A 19073-nucleotide genomic window follows, 5' to 3' on the forward strand; every position below is an offset into this window, starting at 1 on the left:
GCGCCTTCTGAGACCAGTCGCAATCAGAGATAGGTCACGATCTCGGAAAGACTCGGCCGCGGGCGGTCGGACGGCACCTCGCGCGCCCGGCCGATATGCACGAACCCGGCGAGCTTTTCGGACGGTGCGAGGCCCAACGCATCCAGCACGCGGCGGTCGTACGCGTACCATTCCGTCAGCCACGAGGTGGCGAAGCCGGAGGCATTGGCCGCGACCACGAGGTTCATCGTGGCTGCACCGACCGAGAGCAACTGCTCCCATTCAGGAATCTTGATGTGCGGGCCGGTGCGGGAGACGACCGCGACGGTGAGCGGCGCGTGCAACAGGCGGCCGCGTTCCTGGGCAAGCCGCTCGGGGGTCGCGTCGGGATTGTCGGCCAAGAATGTCGTTGCGATGGTCTCGCCGACCCGCTCCCGGGCCGCCTCAGCGATGACGATGAACCGCCAGGGCGCCAGCTTGCCGTGGTCGGGCACCCGGGAGGCGACGGTCAGGATGGTCTCGAGCTGGGCGCGGTCCGGCCCCGGGCCGTCGAGCAGCAGGGGCGGCACCGAGCGGCGCGTTGTCAGAAGGTCGAGGGTGGCGTTCATGCGTCCTGTCCCGCTGGGTGATCGGGACCCGGATGTGGCATGCAGAGCGCGGCGGTGGAAGAGCGTGCGGCCTTGCCGCCGCCATGGTCCGGAGGCACAGGCGGCCCCGGATACGGCTTGATGAGGATTCGACCGATGCGCGCGAAGCGTGCCGCGATGGCGGTGGCAATTCTCCTGCCGGCCCATCTCGTGCCGGCGAACGCGCGCGCGCAGCAGGGCGTGTTCCAGAACCGCCTCGGCGATCCCCTGCCCTCCCCGTCGATCACCAGCCCGAGCTTGCCGCCCAGCATGCCGCCCGCCGAGCCGGAGGCGCAGCTGTCGCTGTCAGCGCTCCTGTCCGGGGCGGGCGTGCCCCTGCGCCAGGGTCTCGCCTGGCGGATCTACGAGGATCGCGGCGACGGCACCCGGCCATCGATCGTCGGCCGCTCCACCGAGGCCGAGCCGAACTTCACCCTCCCCCCTGGCGCCTACGTGGCGACCGTGACCTACGGCTTCGCCAGCGCCTCGAAGCGGATCGTGATGGGCGGCCAGCCAGCCACCGACACCCTCCGGGTCGCGGCCGGCGCCTTGAAGCTCGCGGGCGCGGTCGGCGACCAGAAGATTCCGCCGGCGCAGGTCTCGTTCTCGGTGTTCGTGCCGGTGGGGACCAATTCCGAGGGCCGGCTGGTGCGCTCCGGGATCAAGGCCGGGGAGCTCCTGCGGCTTCCCGAGGGCACCTATCACGTGGTCTCCACCTACGGTGAGTCCAACGCGATCCAACGCGCGGACCTGCGCGTCGAGAACGGCAAGATCACGGAGGCGACACTCAACCACCGCGCCGCCACCGTCACGCTCAAGCTGGTGGCGGCGCCCGGGGCCGAGGCCTATGCCGGCACCGCCTTCTCGGTTTTGACGCCCGGCGGCGATACGATCCGCGAGGCGATCGGCGCCTTTCCGCAGGTAACCCTGGCCGAGGGCGACTACGTGCTGATCGCCCGCCATGACGGGCAGGTCTATACCCGAGAGTTCAAGGTCGAGAGCGGTCTCGACCGGGATATCGAGGTGGTGGCCAAGGCCGGTTGATCGCGCGCCTCAGGCGAGGCGCCGCGCCAGGGCCACGCAGGCGGCGACCAGGACGGCCGCGGCGATCATCGCGGGCTCGATCCGCTCGCCGAGCACCAGGGCGGCGACCCCGAGCCCCAGGAACGGCTGCAGCAACTGGAGCTGCCCGATAGCCGCGATGCCGCCCCGAGCCAGCGCCCGGTACCAGAACACGAAGCCGATCAGCATGCTGAACAGGGCCACGTAGCCGAGGCCGGCCCAGGCCGGGAGCGGGATCGCCGCGGGATCGGCCGGCCTCAGGATCAGCGCCAGCGGCAGGGAGAGGGGCAGCGACAGCACGGTCGCCCAGGCGATCACCTGCCAGCCGCCGAGGCGCCGCGCCAGGATCCCACCCTCCGCATAGCCCAGCCCGCAGACCAGGATCGCCGCCAGCATGAGGGCGTCGCCCGGTCCCGGCGGCCCGTCGAGACCGCGGGCGGCGAAGCCCACCGTCACGAGGGCACCGAGCACCGACAGGATCCAGAAGGCCGCGGACGGGCGCTCCCCCGAGCGCAGCGCTCCGAACAGAGCCGTCGAGAGCGGCAGCAGGCCGACGAAGACGGTCCCGTGCGCAGCACCCACGGTGCGCAGCGCCAACGCTGTCAGGACCGGGAATCCGACCACGACCCCCCCGGCCACGATCGCGAGCGCGCCGAGATCGCTTCGGCGCGGCCACGCCTCCCGCAGGACGACCAACGCGACCGCCCCGGCGAGCCCGGCGAGCGCCGCCCGGGCGGCGCTCAGGAACAGCGCGTCCATGCCGGTCAGCGCCAGGCGGGTCGCCGCCAGGGAGGCGCTGAAGATCGCCACGCCGATCAGCCCGTCGATCCAGGCGCCCGGCTTCGACGTGACGGCTCCCCGCGCCGCGCCGCCCGGCAACACCTCCACGATCTCTCCCTGTTTCACGGTCCATGCCCCCCGGTCGTCATCCGGCGGTGGCATGCGTCCAGCGGCCGCTTGCCGCCAGGGACGGTTCGGGCGCGGTCCGGCTGAACTGTCCCAGGCCTCGACCAGTACGATCGCCCCGGGTCCTCATGTCGCGCGAAGACATCGCGCTGCCCACCCGTGGGAGCCGCCCGGTTCCATGTTCCAGGCATTAACATTTCTTTGTGAGGGCGGAACGATGGGAGCGGGCCGGCACTTTCCAGGCGCCCATTCCGGGCCACTGGAGATCCCGATGCGCCGCCTCGTCCTTGCTACCCTCGCCGCCGCTGCCCTGGCCGGCCCTGCCCTCGCCGCCAACGACACGCCCCCGACGGTGGCCCCCAAGTTCGAGAGCGTGCCGCAGGACGCGGTGCTGAGCTACAACCTGATCGGCCTCAACATCACCGACGCCGCGAACAACACGGTCGGCGAGATCAAGGACCTCGCGATCGTCCACGAGAAGCTCGTCGGCTACATCGTTTCCGTCGGCGGCTTCCTCGGCATGGGCGAGCACTACGTCGCGGTCTCGCCGTCGTCCATAGCGCTCGGCTACGATGCCGATGCGAAGAAGTGGAAGGCGATCATCGGCGCCACCAAGGATCAACTGAAGTCCGCGCCCGAGTTCAAGTACGACGGCAAGTTCAAGCGCTGAGCTTCTGGCCAGGGCTGCTGGCGAGCGGCGCTCTGTCTCCGCCGCAGCCCTGATTCCTCCCGTATGGCCGGCCGTTCGATGCCGGGCGGATCGAGACCAAGCAGCCTCGCTGCTCCGGAGGCTACATCTCGCGGCGGCCGGATGCGCGTCCCGAGGCGCGACGACCCGATTCTCATATCCGGGATCATGGCCACGACCCTGTCGCAAACGCCGGTCGCAGAGCGAACTTCAGGACGATGTCCGATCCGCCTGCAGAGCCTCACGCGCGATCCGGCTGACGAGGGCGTCGCGCTTTGCTTGGCGGAGAACGATGCGGGCCGCCGCCCGGGCGTTGGCGGCGCGTGACGCGGCCTGGGGGCCGCCGTCGCGCAGCGCCCGCCAGGCCAGGGCGCGGAACCATTTGACGTTGGCGAGGGCGGATGCCCGGCGGCTGATCGGCCCACCGACATCGAGCGGCTTTTCTACTGTTGCAGCGGCCATTGTCTTAATCCTGGACTGCATTTCGCCGCTTGTCCGCGGATGAGACAAGAAGTGGCGATCCGCTTCCGACTCGGCAATAGTGATGCCGGTCGCCGGTTCTTGAAAACGACACGGCGTTCAGCGTTTGACGGTGCGGTGCCGCACGCGGCTCGGTCGCGCGCTCGCGGCTGCCGATTCGTATCGGTCGGGCGCCCCGGCGCCGGCGGCAGGCCATGTCGCAGGAACGCCCAGCGCGGAACCTTTGCGTCGGCGCGCGGTAGGATCGTCGATGAACGACGTGGTCGTATGACGAGGATCCCCGTGTCCGATACTTACCCGCGATCGACCGCCAGTATCGCCGGTCATCCCATCCATCCGATGCTTGTGCCGATCCCGATCGTCTGCTTCGTCGGGACCTTCGTCACCGACATCGCCTATTGGTCGACGGCCAACATGCAGTGGGCCAACTTCTCGGTCTGGCTCCTGAGCGTCGGGCTGATCGCCTCGGTGTTCGCAGGCATAGCCGGCGCGGTCGACTTTTTCGGGGACCGGAGCATTCGGCGGCTCAAGCCCGCCTGGATCCACGCCGGCGGCAACGCGCTGGCACTGATTCTCGCGATCCTCAACGTCTTCGTCCACAGCCGCGACGCCTACACCTCCGTCGTGCCGACGGGCCTGATTCTCTCGGCGCTGGTGGTCCTGATCCTGGCGGTGACTGGCTGGAACGGCGCGGAGCTGATCCATCGTTACCGCGTCGGCGTTCTGCCGGGAGAGCGCGCATGAGCCGGCTTCGTCACTTCCTCGCCGGGGCCGCCTTGCTGCCGCTGGCCGCCTGCGGGCCGGATCCGATCGACCCGCAGACGCAGGTCGGGCCGAACCCGCCCCTGCCGGAACTGCACCAGTACCTGCTGCCGCCGATGCACGTGTCCAAGGCGATCGGCTGGAAGGACGGCGAGACCCCGCAGGTCGCCGTCGGCCTCCAGGTGAAGGCCCTGGCCACCGGCCTCAAGAGCCCGCGCTCGCTCTTGGTCCTGCCCAACGGCGACATCCTGGTGGCGGAAAGCGGCGGCCCGACCCCACCGATCAACCGGCCCAAGGAGATCATCATGGGCTGGCTCGAGGGCCTGTCCCATCCGCCCGAGAAGCCGGGCCAGCGGATCACGCTGCTGCGCGATGCCGACGGCGACGGCGTGGCCGAGGTGCGCACCGTCCTCCTCGACAAGTTGAACGCGCCCTTCGGCATGGTGCTGGTCGGCGACGACCTCTACGTTGCCGACACCGACGCGGTGATGCGCTACCCGTACAAGGCCGGGGCGACACAGATCACCGAGCCGGGCACCAAGCTCACCGAGTTGCCGGCGGGTCGGATCAACCATCACTGGACCAAGAGCCTGACCGCCAGCCCCGACGGGACCAAGCTCTATGCGGGCGTCGGCTCCAACAGTAACATCACCGAGAACGGCATCGACGAGGAGAAGGATCGGGCGGCGATCTGGGAGATCGACCGGGCGACAGGCGCCCATCGGCTCTACGCTACCGGCCTGCGCAACCCGAACGGGCTGACCTTCGAGCCGCAGACCAAGGCGCTCTGGTGCGTGGTCAACGAGCGGGACGAGCTCGGCCCCGATCTGGTGCCGGATTATATGACCTCGGTGAAGGATGGCGGCTTCTACGGCTGGCCGTACAGCTACTGGGGCGATCACGTCGATCCGCGGGTGATGCCGCAGCGACCCGATCTGGTCGCCCAGGCCATCATCCCCGACTATTCGCTGAGTTCACACGTCGCCCCGCTCGGGATGGCGTTCGCCACCGGCACCGGCCTGCCGCAGAGCTACCGGAGCGGCGCGTTCGTGGGTGAGCACGGCAGCTGGAACCGCGATCCGCTCAACGGCTACAAGGTGGTCTACATCCCGTTCGAGAACGGCAAGGCCGCCGGCAAGGCCCAGGACGTGGTCACCGGCTTCGTCGATGCCGACAAGCGAGCGCGCGGCCGGCCGGTCGGGCTGGCGATCGACAGCCAGGGCAGCCTGCTCATCGCCGACGATGCCGGCGGCACGGTGTGGCGCGTGACCGGATCGAGCGCGCGCTCCGAGGCTGCGCCCGCATCGATCATCCGATGATCCGGATCGTGTCGTCCCGAAAACCATGTTCCGACGCCCGGGGTCTGGACTGATTTAGCACCGGGAGGGCTGCGCGGTACGTGTTCGACCCGTTCGCCCAGTGCGATCAGCGACGAGGGGCGCCATGCCCATGACCGCGGCGATCCGATCGCCGCCAATCTCTAGCCGTCGGATGCGCACCGCACCCGGGAGTGTGGCTATCGAAGTCTCGACCGAGAGGCGCTGGATCCGGCTGCCGGCCCGGCGGACGGCGAGGTCGAGAACCGATCGTCATCGGAGTCGAAATAGAGAACAGCGCCGATGGTCCGTGTCATCGTGATCGATCGGCTTGCTACCGTGCCTGGATCGCGGCGTCCTCGATCGCGTCTTCCTCGCCTCGATCAACGAGCGGGGCTGCGTGCCCAAAGCCGATCAGGGCGTCGTCGAGCAGCGTGTCGAGCGTGTCGCCGAACCATGTGGCGGCGGTGGTGACCGAAGTCATGAGCCTGTCCATAATCTGCTCCCTGACGCGGGGTTTTCGCCGTCAGCGGCGACGGGGCGTCGTGTTGCCAAGCGCTCCGTCGCCGGCACCTGCAGGCATCAGACGAAGTGGACCGGCAGGGCGAGGCTCAGGGCCTGGACATACGTGCCGGCGAGGATCGCGACCGTGGCGATCGTCGCGGCGGCGGCGAGGGTGAGGCGGGCAGCGAGGGTCATCGGAAGTCTCCATCAGGTCCGCAACTGTGTTCGCGGTGTGACCCTGATGTATGCCCAAGCTTTCAGGACGGGCGTGCTCCGGCACACCTGAGACGCGATCTATCGGATCTGCGGCGGCGTCAGCATTCGCGCCGAGGCCGGTGCGCATTTGTGCCGAGGCCCAAACCGCGCGCAGGGTAGCGAGGAAGCGGCTCGATCTTGGCAACGGCGGCCCGACCAGGACGCCGTTCAGGATTTCGGATCGGCCTGTTGCCGGAAGTCGCTCGGGACCATCCCATAGCGATCCTTGAACCGGCGGGAGAAATGGGCCTGGCTGGCGAAGCCGCAGCCATAGGCCAGGGTGCCGATGGCGAGATGCCGGCAGCCCGGGTCGGCCAGACGCTTGGCCGCCGCCTCCAGCCGGCGCTGCCAGATCCAATCGGAGATGTGCTGGCCATGCGCGCGGAAAAGCTCCTGCAGCCGGCGCAGCGACACGCCGACCGCAGCGGCGAGCCGGGGCGGATCGAGGGTCGGGTCGCTCAGATTGGCCTCGACATGCGCCTTGGCCCGCTGAACCACGACGGTGCCGTGCAGCGGTCGGGGCACTTCTTTCGCCAGGCGCTCGGCGATGCAGGCCGTGATCAGGTCCACGGCGATCCCCGACATCCGCTCAGCCGCATCGGGCGTGAATCGGTTCTCGACGCGCAGCAACGTGTCCAGGAACGTCGTCACCAGTCTGGTACTGCCGAGATCCGCGCCAATGGTGAGAGCCGAGAAGTGTCGTGCGTCTCCGAGCAGGCTCTCCAATCGATCCCTCGGAACTTCCAGGAGCAGCGATCGAGACGGTTCGGTCGTCTGGCGGATGGAGGGGCTCCGTCGATCCAGGACCACGATCTCGCCGGGCCGCGCGACGGCCTGGCGTCCGAACTGCTCGCACATCGACGTCCCGGACAGCTTGATCGTGACGGCAAGGGTGTCCCGCTTCGCGTTCCGACGGAGCGTGGCCGGTGTCGATTCCACGCGCACGGCGCTGAACGTCGAACGGGTTATCGGCAGCGATCCGAGATCGGTGCCCTCGAACAGACCGTGGAAGATACTGTCATCGACCCGATACAGTTCGGCCGGCATGAGGCGAGCGTGGGCGATATCTCGCCAGAGATTAAAATTGATATCGGATTGTCCGCCGAGGGTCGAAAATAGAGTTTTCATCGATTCGCGGATCAGGCCATCATCCACAATTTAAGATCGATGGATTGTCCGTCATCCCTAACGAAAATGGTAGCTGGCGGTCTAAAAATTTAAAGTCATAATTTTTACTATAGTTATCTAGCTAATATAATTATAACACACGTGTATGCAGTATAGATTGGTTAGAAGCCGCATTTTTGCAAAGTTTTTCCATAAGTCGATCCGCTCTTTTTGTTTGTGTAACAACGTCGCGGCGAATGATGGCCCGGCCTTTAGCGCGACCAGCGCATGAAATCGACCGAACAGCATCTTCCGGATATCGGATCCGGAACGATGCTCCGGCCGCGGGACTCGCCCGCACGTCAGCGCTCGTCCCGCCATCGGTCGCACCAAGCCCAGCGGCGGTGCATCGGCCAATCTTGAGGCGCCCGATCAATCGGCGATCGGCGGGCCGGCATCGTCGGGGGCCTCTCGCGGCGTGGGCCGGGGCTTGCGCACCGGCTTGGCGGGTTGGACGGCCCGGGCCTGCGCCGGCGCCTGGGTGACGGGCCGCTGCGGCGGCCTCGGCGGCCGCTTGATCTGGACTTGGGGCGGGGCGGCGGCGGGCGTCGCGGCCGGCGGGATCGCCACGGCCCTCCGGTTCTGCGGCATTGCGCGCGGGAGCGGCGCCGAACCCGGGGCGGACTGAGATCCTGCCGGGCTCGGCATCGCCGGCAGCGGCACGGCGGCCGATACGGGACCTGCAGCGGCATTCTGCGGGACGACCTCGCAATGCTGGCTGCAATTGCTGACGACCGCCTCCACGGCCTTGCCGTCGATCGTCGCGGAGACGATGCAGCGGGCCGGATGGTAGACCAGCTCGTACTGGAACCTGCCCTTGTCGTCCGACTCGGTGCGGAACTTGTCGTCCAGCACCACGGGCATGTTCGGGCGCTCCGTCGTCCCGACGACGTAGAGCCGGCCCGTCGTGATCGCCGCGAGGGTGATCTCCGACCCGGCCCATGCGGGTCCGTACGTCGCCAGGACGCCAATCCCGGCCGAAGCGACAATCGAGACGAAACGGACCAACCGACACATCTCCAAGTTCAGCCGTCGATATGCGACGGATAGACCATCTTCAGGCGGAGATAGTTACGACGTCTGAATTGCACAGGCGATAGCGATTGTCCTCGGCCCTATCGCGCAAGTTCTGATTTCGTCGTGCACGAAGCGGGCGCGCCGTTGCGGCAGTGTCGGGCGTCCCGTCTCCGGGATCGGCACACGAAAAGGATCCGCACGGCGGACCGTTACGGTGTCACAGACAGGTTTTCGAAGAGGTTTTTGAAGATCTTGGTGGGCGCACTAGGGTTCGAACCTAGGACCCGCTGATTAAGAGTCAGCTGCTCTACCAACTGAGCTATGCGCCCGATCGCATCTGCGATCCGCCCCGGCGGCCACCAAGTCCGTCCGGGGTGGCGGGCTGATACCAACGCATCCGGGGGCTGTCCACCCCCGGAGGCGGGTTTTTTGCTATTCCGCCGCCGCGTGCTGTGCATGAACCCGCACGGCGTGGGCCGCGAGCTTGTTCAGCGCCGAGAGATACGCCTTGGCGGAGGCCACCAGCGTGTCCGGGTCGGCGCCGCGGGCGGTGACGCTGCGCTCGCCGTCGCGCAGGCGCACCGAGACCTCGGCCTGGGCGTCCGTACCGCCGGAGACGGCCTGGACCTGGTACAGCTCCAGTTCGGCCTTGTGCGGCACCAGGGCGGTGATGGCGTTGAACACGGCGTCCACCGGCCCGTTGCCGTCCGCCTCCTCGATCCGCGTGCCGGTCTCGTCGGCGATGCGCAGGGTCGCACGCTGCGGCCCGCGGGTGCCGGCGATCACCGAGAGCGAGACCAGCCGGATGCGGTCGTGCGCCGTGGCGAGGTTCTCGTCGACCAGCGCCTCGATATCCTCGTCGTAGACGTGCTTCTTGCGGTCGGCGAGCGCCTTGAACCGCTCGAACGCGTCCTGGAACTGGTTGTCGGACAGGTGCAGGCCGAGGTCGTCGAGCTTGGAGCGGAAGGCCGCCCGGCCGGAGTGCTTGCCCATCACCAGCGAGGTCTTGGTCAGGCCGACCGAGGCCGGCGTCATGATCTCGTAGGTCTCGGCGTTCTTGAGCATGCCGTCCTGGTGGATGCCGCTCTCGTGCGCGAAGGCGTTGCGGCCGACGATCGCCTTGTTGAACTGCACCGGGAAGTTGGTGGCGTGGCTCACCAGCTTCGAGGCGCGGGTCAGCAGGGTCGATTCGATGCCGGTCTCGTAGGGCAGCACGTCAGCGCGGGTGCGCAGGGCCATGACGATTTCCTCGAGCGCGGCGTTGCCGGCCCGCTCGCCGATCCCATTGATCGTGCATTCGACCTGCCGGGCGCCGCCCTCGATGCCCGCCAGCGAGTTGGCGATCGCGAGGCCCAGATCGTTGTGGCAATGGACGGAAAAAATCGCCTGGTCAGCGTTCGGAACCCGCTCGCGCACGGACGCGAACATGTCGCGGTACTCGGCGGGCGTCGCGTAGCCCACCGTGTCGGGCAGGTTGATCGTCGTGGCGCCGGCCTTGATCGCGGCCTCGACGCAGCGGCACAGGTAATCGATCGGCGTGCGGGTCGCGTCCATGGCCGACCATTCCACGTCCTCGACGAGGTCGCGGGCCTGGGCCACGGTCTTCAGGATGATCTCCAGGACCTCGTCCTGGGTCTTGCGCATCTGATGCGCGAGATGGATCGGCGAGGTCGACACGAAGGTGTGGATCCGCCCGCGCTGGGCGTGCCGCACCGCCTCGCCGGCGCGCGCGATGTCGGCGGGGATCGCGCGGGCGAGGCCCGCGATGGTGGCGCGCTTGGTGCGCCTTGCGATCTCCGACACGGCCTCAAAATCGCCGATCGAGGCGATCGGGAAGCCGGCCTCGATGACGTCGACGCCCATCGTGTCGAGGAGCTCGGCGACCGCGAGCTTCTCGTCGTGGGTCATGGTGGCGCCGGGGCATTGCTCGCCGTCGCGCAAGGTGGTGTCGAAGATGACGATGCGTTCGCGGGCAGCGGTGCTGGTGGTCGTGGTCATGGCGTTACCCTGTCGCGGGCCGCCCGGCGGAAGGCTCGGGGCGGCGGGGTGCCCAAAAGGGGCTCGAAGTTCGCGAGTTCCGACAATCCCCTGAAGGCCCAGGCGCGCGCGCCCGGACGGCCCTCAGGGGCGGGTAAGCAGAAGCGGAAGACGAAGCCCGGTATGGCGCGCACGCGACCGCAGCGCCGGCGCAGCGGCGTGGGCGGTCTCGGTCGCTGAGCCGGCTCTGGCCAAGGCTCGTCTCTCCCGGGTGAGGCGCGAACGGCGTGACGCAGCACCCGCGCGGTGCGCGGCAGAGGTAGCGCCCGCATCGCGGAAACACAAGGGCGGTCTCGGGCCGCCGCCTTGCCAAGCGCGGCCCGCCCTCGATAAAGCCCGCGGCACGTCGAGAGAGAACCCGCGAGACCGCCATGGCCAGCTACAAGCTCCTGCTCCTGCCCGGCGACGGGATCGGCCCGGAGGTCGCGGGCGGCATGCAGGTTGTCCTGGACGCCCTGAAGGAGACCGGGCTCGCCACGTTCGAGACCGAGACCGACTTGGTCGGCGGCTGCGCCCTCGACGCTCATGGCAGCCCGCTCTCGGACGAGACCCTGGCGCGCGCCCGGGGCGCCGACGCGATCCTGCTCGGCGCGGTGGGCGGCCCGAAATGGGCCGGCGTCGCCTACGAGAACCGCCCGGAGGCCGGCTTGCTGCGCCTGCGCAAGGAACTGGAGCTGTTTGCCAACCTGCGGCCGGCGATCTGCTACCCGGCTTTGGCCGACGCCTCCGCGCTCAAGCGTGAGCTGGTCGAGGGCCTCGACATCATGATCGTCCGCGAGCTGACCGGCGGCGTCTATTTCGGCGAGCCCAAGGAGATCACCACCCTGCCGGACGGCTCGAAGCGGGCGGTGGATACCCAGGTCTATACCACCGGCGAGATCGAGCGGATCGCCCATGTCGCCTTCGATCTGGCGGGCAAGCGCTCGGGCCGGGTTGCCTCGGCCGAGAAGCACAACGTGATGAAATCCGGCGTCCTGTGGAAGGAGGTCGTCACCAAGGTCCATGCCGAGCACTACGCGAACATCGCGCTGGAGCACGTGCTCGCGGACAATTGCGCCATGCAGCTGGTTCGCCGGCCGAAGCAGTTCGACGTGCTGGTGACCGACAACCTGTTCGGCGACGTCCTGTCCGACCTCGCCGCGATGCTCACCGGTTCGCTCGGCATGCTGCCCTCGGCCTCGCTCGGCGCGGTCGATGCCAGCGGCGTGCGCCGGGCGCTCTATGAGCCCTGCCACGGCTCGGCCCCGGACATCGCCGGCCAGGACAAGGCGAACCCGATCGCCATGATCGGCTCGCTGACCATGTGCCTGCGCTACTCGTTCGGCCTCGGCGAGGCCGCGGACGCGCTCGACGGCGCCGTCATGGATGCGCTGGCCAGTGGCGCCCGCACCGCCGACATCGCCGGCGCCGGCACCAGCACGATCGGCACCCGCGCCATGGCGAACGCGGTGGCCGACGCCCTGCGTGCCCGCGTCGGCTGAGGATCCGGCACCGCCCGCGTGTTAGACGCATGGCGGACGGGCGCGGCCTTCGCTATGACCCGCGCACTGACAGGATCGGGAGCGTCATGAAGGCCGGGGACGGGGCGACGGAGCGCGAGAGCGCGGATTTCGGCTTCGAGCGCGTGTCGCTCGACGAGAAGCAGGGGCGCGTCGACAGCGTCTTCCACTCGGTCGCCCGCCGCTACGACGTCATGAACGACCTGATGTCGGCGGGCCTGCACCGGGCCTGGAAGGCGCAGCTGGTCTCGATGCTGCGCCCGCCGCAGGGCCGGCCGTTCGCGCATCTCGACGTGGCCGGCGGCACCGGCGACGTGGCGTTCCGAGTGCTCGCCGCCGGCGGCCCGAAGACCCGGGTCACCGTGCTCGACATCAACGAATCGATGCTGCGCGTCGGCGCCGAGCGGGCGAAGGACAAGGTCGAGGGCGCCGGCGACCGGATCGCCTTCGTGACCGGCAACGCCGAGAGCCTGCCCCTGCCGGACGCCGCCTTCGACGCCTACACGATCGCGTTCGGCATCCGGAACGTGCCGCGGATCGAGACGGCGCTCTCGGAGGCGCGCCGGGTACTGAAGCCGGGCGGCCGGTTCCTGTGCCTCGAATTCTCCGCCGTCGACATCCCGCTGCTCGACCGGATCTACGACGCCTATTCCTTCCACGTGATCCCGCGGATCGGCGCCCGGGTGGCTGGCGACGCCGAATCCTACCGCTACCTCGTCGAGTCGATCCGGAAATTCCCGACCCGGGGGGCGTTCAGCGGCATGATCGAGCGCGCCGGCTTCCGCCACGTCACCGACCGGCCGCTCTCGGGCGGGATCGTGGCGATCCATTCCGGCTGGAAGGTCTCCTGATCTTGGCCCACGCGCACCACCGCCCTCCCCCCGCTGCGGGGGGCGGGACAGCCCCGGTGCATCCATGATCGGCGCCGCGATCAACCTGTTCCGCGGCGCCCGGGTCGGCTTCGTCCTGGCCCGCGAGGGCGCGCTGGCCCTGGCCGATCCGTCGGAGCTGCCGGCCCACCTGCGCTTCGCCCTGAAGCTCGGGCGGACCCTGGAGCGGCGGGGGCTCGGCGACGGCGCTGCCGGCCTGTCCGCCGCCCTGACGCGGCTCGGGCCCTCCTACGTCAAGTTCGGCCAGTTCCTGGCGACGCGGCCCGACATCGTCGGCATGCGGGCGGCCTTCGATCTGGAGCGGCTGCAGGACCGGGTGCCGCCCTTCCCGCAGGAGACCGCCCTGAAGGTGGTCGAGACCGCGCTCGGCAAGCCGGTGCACACGCTGTTCGTGTCGTTCAGCGAGCCGATCGCCGCCGCCTCGATCGCGCAGGTCCACAAGGCGGTCGTGCAGGATGCCGACGGAACGCAGCGCGCGCTCGCCGTGAAGGTCATGCGCCCCGGCGTGCGCGAACGGTTCATGCGCGATCTCGAAGTCATGCGCTTTATGGCCCGGGTGGTGCACGCGCTCTCGCCCCAGGCCGAGCGGCTGCGCCCGCGCGAGGTGGTGGAGATCCTTGCCCGCTCCGTGATGATGGAGATGGATTTCCGCCTGGAGGCGGCAGCCGCCTCGGAGATCGCCGAGAACACCAAGGACGATCTCGATTTCCGGGTGCCCAAGCCCGAATGGGAGCTGACCGCCCGGGAGGTGCTGTCGGCCGAATGGATCGAGGGCGTACGCCTGCACAGCGCCGCCGAGCTCGCAGCCGCCGGCCACGACCCGCAGGCGATCGGGCGCACGGTGATCCAGAGCTTCCTGCGCCAGGCGATCCGCGACGGCTTCTTCCACGCCGACATGCACCAGGGGAACCTACTGGTCGACGCAGAGGGTCGGCTGGTCGCGGTCGATTTCGGCATCATGGGCCGGCTCGGCCTGAACGAGCGCCGGTTCCTCGCCGAGATCCTGCTGGGCTTCATCCTGCGCGACTATCGCCGGGTCGCGAAGGTGCATTTCGAGGCCGGCTACGTGCCGGCGCACCATTCCGTCGAGGACTTCGCGCAGGCGATCCGGGCGATCGGCGAGCCGATCCACCAGCGCCGGGCCGACGAGATTTCGATGGCCAAGGTGCTGACCCTGCTGTTCGACATCACCGCCCTGTTCGACATGAGCACGCGGACCGAGCTGGTGATGCTGCAGAAGACCATGGTGGTGGTCGAGGGCGTGGCCCGCTCCCTCGATCCGCGCCTCGACATGTGGACCACCGCCGAGCCGGTGGTGCGCAGCTGGATCACCAAGAATGCCGGCCCGCTCGGGCGCGCCCAGAGCGGATTCGAGGCCCTGCGGGTGCTGTCCGACGTGGTCGGCGACATCCCCGATCTCGCGACCCGGCTCAAGCGCGTGCTGGTCCGCCTCGACGAGGCCGGGACGGGCGACGCGCGGCGGCTGGAACACTTCGCGCGCAGCGAGGGCCGGCGCGCGATCTGGTCGACCCTCGCCCTCTGGGGCATCGCCGTCGGGGCGCTGGTGATGGCGTTCCGGGGCCTGTGATCGTCGGAACGCGACCTCGTCTCGCTCACGCCACCTCGGCATGCCCCGGCATCAGCGCCCGCAACTCGCGGGCGAGCTCGCTCAGCCCGGTCGTGCCCTTGGCGAGCACCCGGTCGGCCTGACCGGCAAGGCGGCGGCGATCCTCGGCGGTGATGTCCTTGGCGGTGAGCACCACCACGGGGATGTCCCGCCAGTCCGGCCGGGTGCGCAGAGCCCGCAGGAAGCCGAACCCGTCCATCTCCGGCATCATCCGGTCGAGCAGCACCAAGCAGGGCCGTTCCGCCTCCACGGTCTCCAGCGCCCGCAGGCCGTTCTCGGCCTCGATCACCGGGAAACCCTCGCGGCCGAGATAGGCGCAGAGATGGGCGCGCACGTCCGCCTCGTCCTCGACCACCAGGATCGGGCCCTCGGTCGAGACCGGGCGGAACCGGTCGATGACGTGGCGCAGGCTGCCCCAGTCGATCGGCTTCTGCAGATAGTCGGTGGCGCCCAGCGAGAAGGCGAGGTTCTGCTCGTCCAGCACCGTCACCATCACGATCGGCGTCGCGCCGATCTCGGGATCCGCCCGCAGGGCCCGCAGCACCGCCCACCCGTCCATCTGCGGCATGGTCACGTCGAGAAGCACCGCCCGGGGGCGCAGGGACTTGGCCAGTTCCAGCCCCCGGCGCCCGTCCTCGGCCACCGCCACGGCGAATCCCTCGCGCTCCAGGAAGCGGGCGAGGAGGTCCCGGGTCGCGGCGTCGTCATCGACCACCAGGATCGTCCGGCGGTCGCCCGGACTCTCGCCGGTCGCGTCCGGATGCGCGGCCTCCGGGCCCTGGAACTGCGCCGGCAGCGTCAGCGTGAAGGTCGTGCCCTGCCCTTCCCGGCTCTCAACCGCGATGGAGCCGCCCAGCATCTCCGAGAAGGCCCGGGTGATCGACAGGCCGAGCCCGGTGCCGCCGAAGCGGCGGGTCGTCGAGGCGTCGGCCTGGGTGAAGCGCTCGAACAGCCGCCCGACCTGCTCGGCGGTCATGCCGATGCCGGTATCCGCGACCGTGAACCGAAGCGCCTCCGCGCTCCGGACGACGCCCAGGGTGATCCGGCCGTTCTCGGTGAACTTCGCGGCGTTGCTGAGGAGGTTGATCAGGCACTGGCGCAGCTTGGTCACGTCGGTATGGGCCCGGCCGACATCCTCGGCCAGCTCCAGGGCCAGGGCGTTGCCCTTCTTGGCGATCAGGCCCTCGACGGTGGCGGCCACGTCGCGGACAACTTCGGCCACGTCGAAATCCTCCGCGTAGATCTCGACTCGGTCGGCCTCGATCTTGGAGATGTCGAGCACGTCGTTGATCAGGCCGAGCAGGTGGCGGGCGTTGGACTCGATCTTCTTCATGTCGGCGATCAGGTCGGCCTCGCCGAGATCCTCCAGCTCCTCCTGAACCATCTCGGAATAGCCGATCACCGCCGAAAGCGGCGTGCGCAGCTCGTGGCTCATATTGGCCAGGAACTGGCTCTTGGCTTCGTTGGCCGTCTCGGCCGCCGCGCGGGCCGCTTCGATGGCCGCTTCCGCCTCCTTGCGCTCGGTGATGTCGGTGTGGGTGCCGACCCATTCGCGCAAAGTGCCGTCCGCCTCGAGGATCGGGACCGCGCGCACGCTCATGTGCCGGTAGGCGCCGGAGCGGGCGCGCAGCCGGTGCTCGGTGGCGTAGGGCGTCAGGGTCGAGACCGCCCGGGACCAGTCGGCCTGCGTGTGGGCGCGGTCGTCCGGGTGGATCACGTCGAGGAAGCCGAGGCCGGCATAGGTGGCCTCGTCCTGCCCGGTGAAGCGGCTCCAGGCGGTCTGGCGCCGGTGCAGGCTGCCCTCCGGATTGGCGGTCCAGACGATCGCCGCGCTGGCCTCGATCAGCGAGCGGAAGCGCTCCTCACTGCGCCGGGTCCGCATCTCCGCGAGGTGGCGGATCGTGTCGTCAACCACAACCAGGCCGACGCCCTCCACGTCATCGCCGCTGCCGGCGGAGGTGCCCTCGCCGCGCAGGGGATAGAAACTCATCGAGAACTGGCGAACCCCACCGGGGGCGGACGGCGTCGGCACCGCCACCGGTACGTTCGGCGAGACCAGACCGGCTTCGAGGGCTGCGGCAAGCTTGGGGGCCAACGCCTCGCGCAGGGTCGGCAGCATCGCCCAGATCGGGGCGCCGAGATCGGCACCGAAGCCGCGCTCGCTCATGGTGGCGAGCGCCCGGTTCATGTGGCGGATCTTCAGGTCGCGATCGAGGAAGCCGAGGCCCACGGGGGCGTTGGCGAGCACGCCGTCGAGCAGGCGCGACATGCGCAGCGATTCCTGCCGGCGTACAAGCGCGAGGCGGGCGAGCAGCACGATCGCCCCGAGCGCCGCCGCGCCGGAGAGCAGGAACAGGATCAGCCCGCGCCAGCGCTCCCGGGTCTGCACGTCGGCGAGGTGCTGCGCCGTCATCGCTTGGCGAGCGGCGGCCTCCATGCGGATCGCGTCCATGAGACGCTTGCCTTCGCCGGTGCGCACGAGTTCGGTGGCCGCGTCGAAGCCCCGGTCCCGGCGCGCCGCGACCACCCGGGTGGCGAAGTCGCGTTTCTGCGCCACCAGCCCGGCGAGCGACGGGCCGCCGGCGCGCACCGGCTCCTGCGCGGTGCCGCCAAGCCCGGCGAGCTCGGTCTCGATCTTGCCGAGCGCGAGGGTGTAGGGCGTCAGGTAATCCTCGCTGCCGACCAGCACGAAGCCGCGCTCCCCGGTCTCCAGGTCCTTGACCTCGGAGAGCAGGCGTTCGACCCCCGCGATGGTGGTGTTGGCCTGCGCGGTGGCGGCCCGGTCAGCCTCTCCAGCGACGTAGTTGGCGGTGCCTGCGGCGAGCGCCACGACCAGCAGGACGAAGGCGGCCGGCGAGCCGAGCAGCGGCCCCAGCGGTCCGGCCCCGCGCCAGTTCGGGCGCCGCAGGCGAAAGATCGATCCGACTCCCGGGCGGCCGCTCACGTCTCCACCAGCCCGGTGCTGGCGCCCGAGGCCTCGGAATCGGCCCGTCCATGCGGCAGGGCGAGGTATTCCCGCGAGCGCATCTCGATCAGGCGGGAGACCGTCCGGTCGAACTCGAACGCCTCCCGGCCGGTCTCGGCCACGTAGAGATCCTGCGCCTCGGCGTCGGCCGAGGCCACCAGTTTCACGTGCCGGTCGTAGAGGGTGTCCACCAAGGTGATGAAGCGTTTGGCCTCGTTGCGCTCGGCCTCTCCCAGGACCGGGATCCCGTCGAGGATCACCGTGTGGAAGGCCCGCGCCAGGGCCATGTAGTCCGAGGCGCCGAGCGGCTTGCGGCACAGATCGTCGAAACCGAAACGGGCGACGCCGTTCGCCTCTTCGGGGATGTCCACGTCCCGGCCATGGACCTGCATGGTGGCCGGGCGTCCCTTGGCCTTGCCGGTGAGCCCCTTGAACGCGGCGTCCAGGGCCGCGCGGGCGGCCTCGTCCGCGGGGACATGGTAGACGGCCGCGCCGCCGAGCTTCTCCAGGCGGAAATCGGTGCGCGAATCGAGGCGTACCACCTCGACCTGCTCCTTCAAGGTTGCGACGAACGGCAGGAACAGCGCCCGGTTGAGGCCGCCTTCGTAGAGTCGGTCGGGCTCGACGTTGGACGTCGCCACCACGGTGACGCCGCGGCGGAACAGGTGGCCGAACAGGCGCCCGAGGATCATCGCGTCGGCGATGTCGGTCACCGTGAACTCGTCAAAGCACAGCAGGGTCGCCTCGTCGGCGAGCTGGTCGGCAACCGGTCCGATCGGGTCGTCGCCCTTCACGGTGCCGGCCTTCAGGGCCTGCCTGTAGGCATGGATGCGCTCGTGCGCGTCCGCGAGGAACCCGTGGAAGTGGACCCGCCGCTTCGGTCCCGGCGCGGCGTCGTGGAACAGGTCCATCAGCATGGTCTTGCCGCGCCCGACCGAGCCCCAGATGTAAAGCCCCTTGGGCGCCTCGGCCTCGTCCTTGCGCCGGAACAGCCAGCCGAGCGCGCTGGTCTTACTGGCGCGCTTGCGCCGACCGAGGTCTTGGAGCAGCCAGTCGAGGGCGCGTACCAACTGCGCCTGAGCCGGATCACGCTCGATCGCGCCGGTGGCGACCAGGGCCTCGTAGCGCTCATGGACCGGGCCGGGCGACACGGCGCCGGCCCGCGCCTCCGCCGACGGCGCGTGTTGCTTCCCGGATTGCTCGCTCACGCCGCCGGTCCCCTGCAGCTCCGCATGGCGCCGGACCGGCACCCCCCGCGCCCGGTCGACCGTTCCCGACCCGAGCCGCATCCCT

The 19073-nt window shown here is 69.4% G+C and carries 16 protein-coding genes and 1 tRNA gene; 7 read left to right on the forward strand and 10 right to left on the reverse strand.

All coding sequences use genetic code 11. The features are described from left to right. Positions 1-23 precede the first annotated feature (23 nt). Positions 24-587 (reverse strand): nitroreductase, encoded by a 564-nt coding sequence (locus MKL11_RS26850; protein WP_243948956.1) that lies wholly within the window; start codon positions 585-587, stop codon positions 24-26. 135 nt (positions 588-722) lie between these two features. Between MKL11_RS26850 and MKL11_RS26855 the strand changes: the two genes are divergently transcribed. Continuing rightward, positions 723-1649, forward strand: coding sequence for a hypothetical protein (locus MKL11_RS26855; protein WP_409565919.1), 927 nt, complete (start codon positions 723-725; stop codon positions 1647-1649). Between the two features lie 9 nt (positions 1650-1658). Here MKL11_RS26855 and MKL11_RS26860 read toward each other — a convergent pair whose 3' ends face one another. After that, positions 1659-2555 (reverse strand): DMT family transporter, encoded by an 897-nt coding sequence (locus MKL11_RS26860; protein WP_409565921.1) that lies wholly within the window; start codon positions 2553-2555, stop codon positions 1659-1661. 289 nt (positions 2556-2844) lie between these two features. Here MKL11_RS26860 and MKL11_RS26865 point away from each other — a divergent pair, with 289 nt between their 5' ends. Further along, positions 2845-3243 (forward strand): PRC-barrel domain-containing protein, encoded by a 399-nt coding sequence (locus tag MKL11_RS26865; RefSeq protein ID WP_243948958.1) that lies wholly within the window; start codon positions 2845-2847, stop codon positions 3241-3243. 228 nt (positions 3244-3471) lie between these two features. On the opposite strand, the gene MKL11_RS26870 is transcribed toward MKL11_RS26865, so the two are convergent. Next, positions 3472-3723, reverse strand: coding sequence for a hypothetical protein (locus tag MKL11_RS26870; RefSeq protein ID WP_243948960.1), 252 nt, complete (start codon positions 3721-3723; stop codon positions 3472-3474). Between the two features lie 285 nt (positions 3724-4008). On the opposite strand from MKL11_RS26870, the gene MKL11_RS26875 reads away from it, so the two are divergent. Beyond that, on the forward strand, positions 4009-4485 hold the full coding sequence (locus MKL11_RS26875; protein WP_313900786.1) for a DUF2231 domain-containing protein: 477 nt from the start codon (positions 4009-4011) through the stop codon (positions 4483-4485). Next, the gene (locus MKL11_RS26880; protein WP_243948962.1) at positions 4482-5822 is read left to right on the forward strand and encodes a PQQ-dependent sugar dehydrogenase; all 1341 of its coding nucleotides are present in this window, start codon (positions 4482-4484) and stop codon (positions 5820-5822) included. Before MKL11_RS26875 ends, MKL11_RS26880 begins: the two co-directional genes overlap by 4 nt. Positions 5823-6153: 331 nt before the next feature. Here MKL11_RS26880 and MKL11_RS26885 read toward each other — a convergent pair whose 3' ends face one another. The 5 genes from MKL11_RS26885 to MKL11_RS26905 form a co-directional block, all read right to left on the reverse strand. Beyond that, positions 6154-6303, reverse strand: coding sequence for a hypothetical protein (locus tag MKL11_RS26885; RefSeq protein ID WP_243948964.1), 150 nt, complete (start codon positions 6301-6303; stop codon positions 6154-6156). Between the two features lie 443 nt (positions 6304-6746). Next, positions 6747-7706, reverse strand: coding sequence for a helix-turn-helix domain-containing protein (locus tag MKL11_RS26890; RefSeq protein ID WP_279600734.1), 960 nt, complete (start codon positions 7704-7706; stop codon positions 6747-6749). Positions 7707-8117: 411 nt separating this feature from the next. Further along, a complete protein-coding gene (locus tag MKL11_RS26895; RefSeq protein ID WP_243948968.1) occupies positions 8118-8753 on the reverse strand; it encodes a hypothetical protein in 636 nt (211 codons plus the stop codon). Between the two features lie 262 nt (positions 8754-9015). Beyond that, positions 9016-9091, reverse strand: a tRNA-Lys gene (locus tag MKL11_RS26900). Positions 9092-9194: 103 nt separating this feature from the next. Further along, positions 9195-10760: a 2-isopropylmalate synthase gene (locus MKL11_RS26905; RefSeq protein ID WP_243948970.1), complete on the reverse strand. Its 1566-nt coding sequence runs from the start codon at positions 10758-10760 to the stop codon at positions 9195-9197. A gap of 410 nt (positions 10761-11170) precedes the next feature. On the opposite strand from MKL11_RS26905, the gene leuB reads away from it, so the two are divergent. The 3 genes from leuB (at position 11171) to ubiB (ending at position 14776) form a co-directional block, all read left to right on the forward strand. Beyond that, the gene (gene leuB, locus MKL11_RS26910) at positions 11171-12280 is read left to right on the forward strand and encodes a 3-isopropylmalate dehydrogenase (protein ID WP_243948972.1); all 1110 of its coding nucleotides are present in this window, start codon (positions 11171-11173) and stop codon (positions 12278-12280) included. An 86-nt stretch (positions 12281-12366) separates the two neighbouring features. Further along, positions 12367-13149, forward strand: coding sequence for a bifunctional demethylmenaquinone methyltransferase/2-methoxy-6-polyprenyl-1,4-benzoquinol methylase UbiE (ubiE, locus tag MKL11_RS26915; RefSeq protein WP_243948981.1), 783 nt, complete (start codon positions 12367-12369; stop codon positions 13147-13149). 64 nt (positions 13150-13213) lie between these two features. After that, positions 13214-14776: a 2-polyprenylphenol 6-hydroxylase gene (ubiB, locus tag MKL11_RS26920; protein WP_243948983.1), complete on the forward strand. Its 1563-nt coding sequence runs from the start codon at positions 13214-13216 to the stop codon at positions 14774-14776. 25 nt (positions 14777-14801) lie between these two features. Here ubiB and MKL11_RS26925 read toward each other — a convergent pair whose 3' ends face one another. Beyond that, on the reverse strand, positions 14802-17759 hold the full coding sequence (locus MKL11_RS26925; RefSeq protein WP_243948985.1) for a response regulator: 2958 nt from the start codon (positions 17757-17759) through the stop codon (positions 14802-14804). After that, positions 17756-18988, reverse strand: coding sequence for a cell division protein ZapE (gene zapE, locus MKL11_RS26930; RefSeq protein WP_243949103.1), 1233 nt, complete (start codon positions 18986-18988; stop codon positions 17756-17758). Before zapE ends, MKL11_RS26925 begins: the two co-directional genes overlap by 4 nt. Positions 18989-19073 lie beyond the last annotated feature (85 nt).

The organism is Methylobacterium sp. J-077 (genome assembly GCF_022829365.1).
Classification (GTDB): Bacteria; Pseudomonadota; Alphaproteobacteria; order Rhizobiales; family Beijerinckiaceae; genus Methylobacterium.

Coding starts and splice junctions, on each gene's coding strand:
- MKL11_RS26855 (WP_409565919.1), top strand. CDS start 723: ATGCGCGCGAAGCGTGCCGCGATGGCGGTGGCAATTCTCCTGCCGGCC.
- leuB (WP_243948972.1), top strand. CDS start 11,171: ATGGCCAGCTACAAGCTCCTGCTCCTGCCCGGCGACGGGATCGGCCCG.
- ubiB (WP_243948983.1), top strand. CDS start 13,214: ATGATCGGCGCCGCGATCAACCTGTTCCGCGGCGCCCGGGTCGGCTTC.
- ubiE (WP_243948981.1), top strand. CDS start 12,367: ATGAAGGCCGGGGACGGGGCGACGGAGCGCGAGAGCGCGGATTTCGGC.
- MKL11_RS26905 (WP_243948970.1), bottom strand. CDS start 10,760: ATGACCACGACCACCAGCACCGCTGCCCGCGAACGCATCGTCATCTTC.
- MKL11_RS26880 (WP_243948962.1), top strand. CDS start 4,482: ATGAGCCGGCTTCGTCACTTCCTCGCCGGGGCCGCCTTGCTGCCGCTG.
- MKL11_RS26875 (WP_313900786.1), top strand. CDS start 4,009: ATGACGAGGATCCCCGTGTCCGATACTTACCCGCGATCGACCGCCAGT.
- MKL11_RS26890 (WP_279600734.1), bottom strand. CDS start 7,706: ATGAAAACTCTATTTTCGACCCTCGGCGGACAATCCGATATCAATTTT.
- MKL11_RS26850 (WP_243948956.1), bottom strand. CDS start 587: ATGAACGCCACCCTCGACCTTCTGACAACGCGCCGCTCGGTGCCGCCC.
- MKL11_RS26865 (WP_243948958.1), top strand. CDS start 2,845: ATGCGCCGCCTCGTCCTTGCTACCCTCGCCGCCGCTGCCCTGGCCGGC.
- MKL11_RS26870 (WP_243948960.1), bottom strand. CDS start 3,723: ATGGCCGCTGCAACAGTAGAAAAGCCGCTCGATGTCGGTGGGCCGATC.
- MKL11_RS26885 (WP_243948964.1), bottom strand. CDS start 6,303: ATGACTTCGGTCACCACCGCCGCCACATGGTTCGGCGACACGCTCGAC.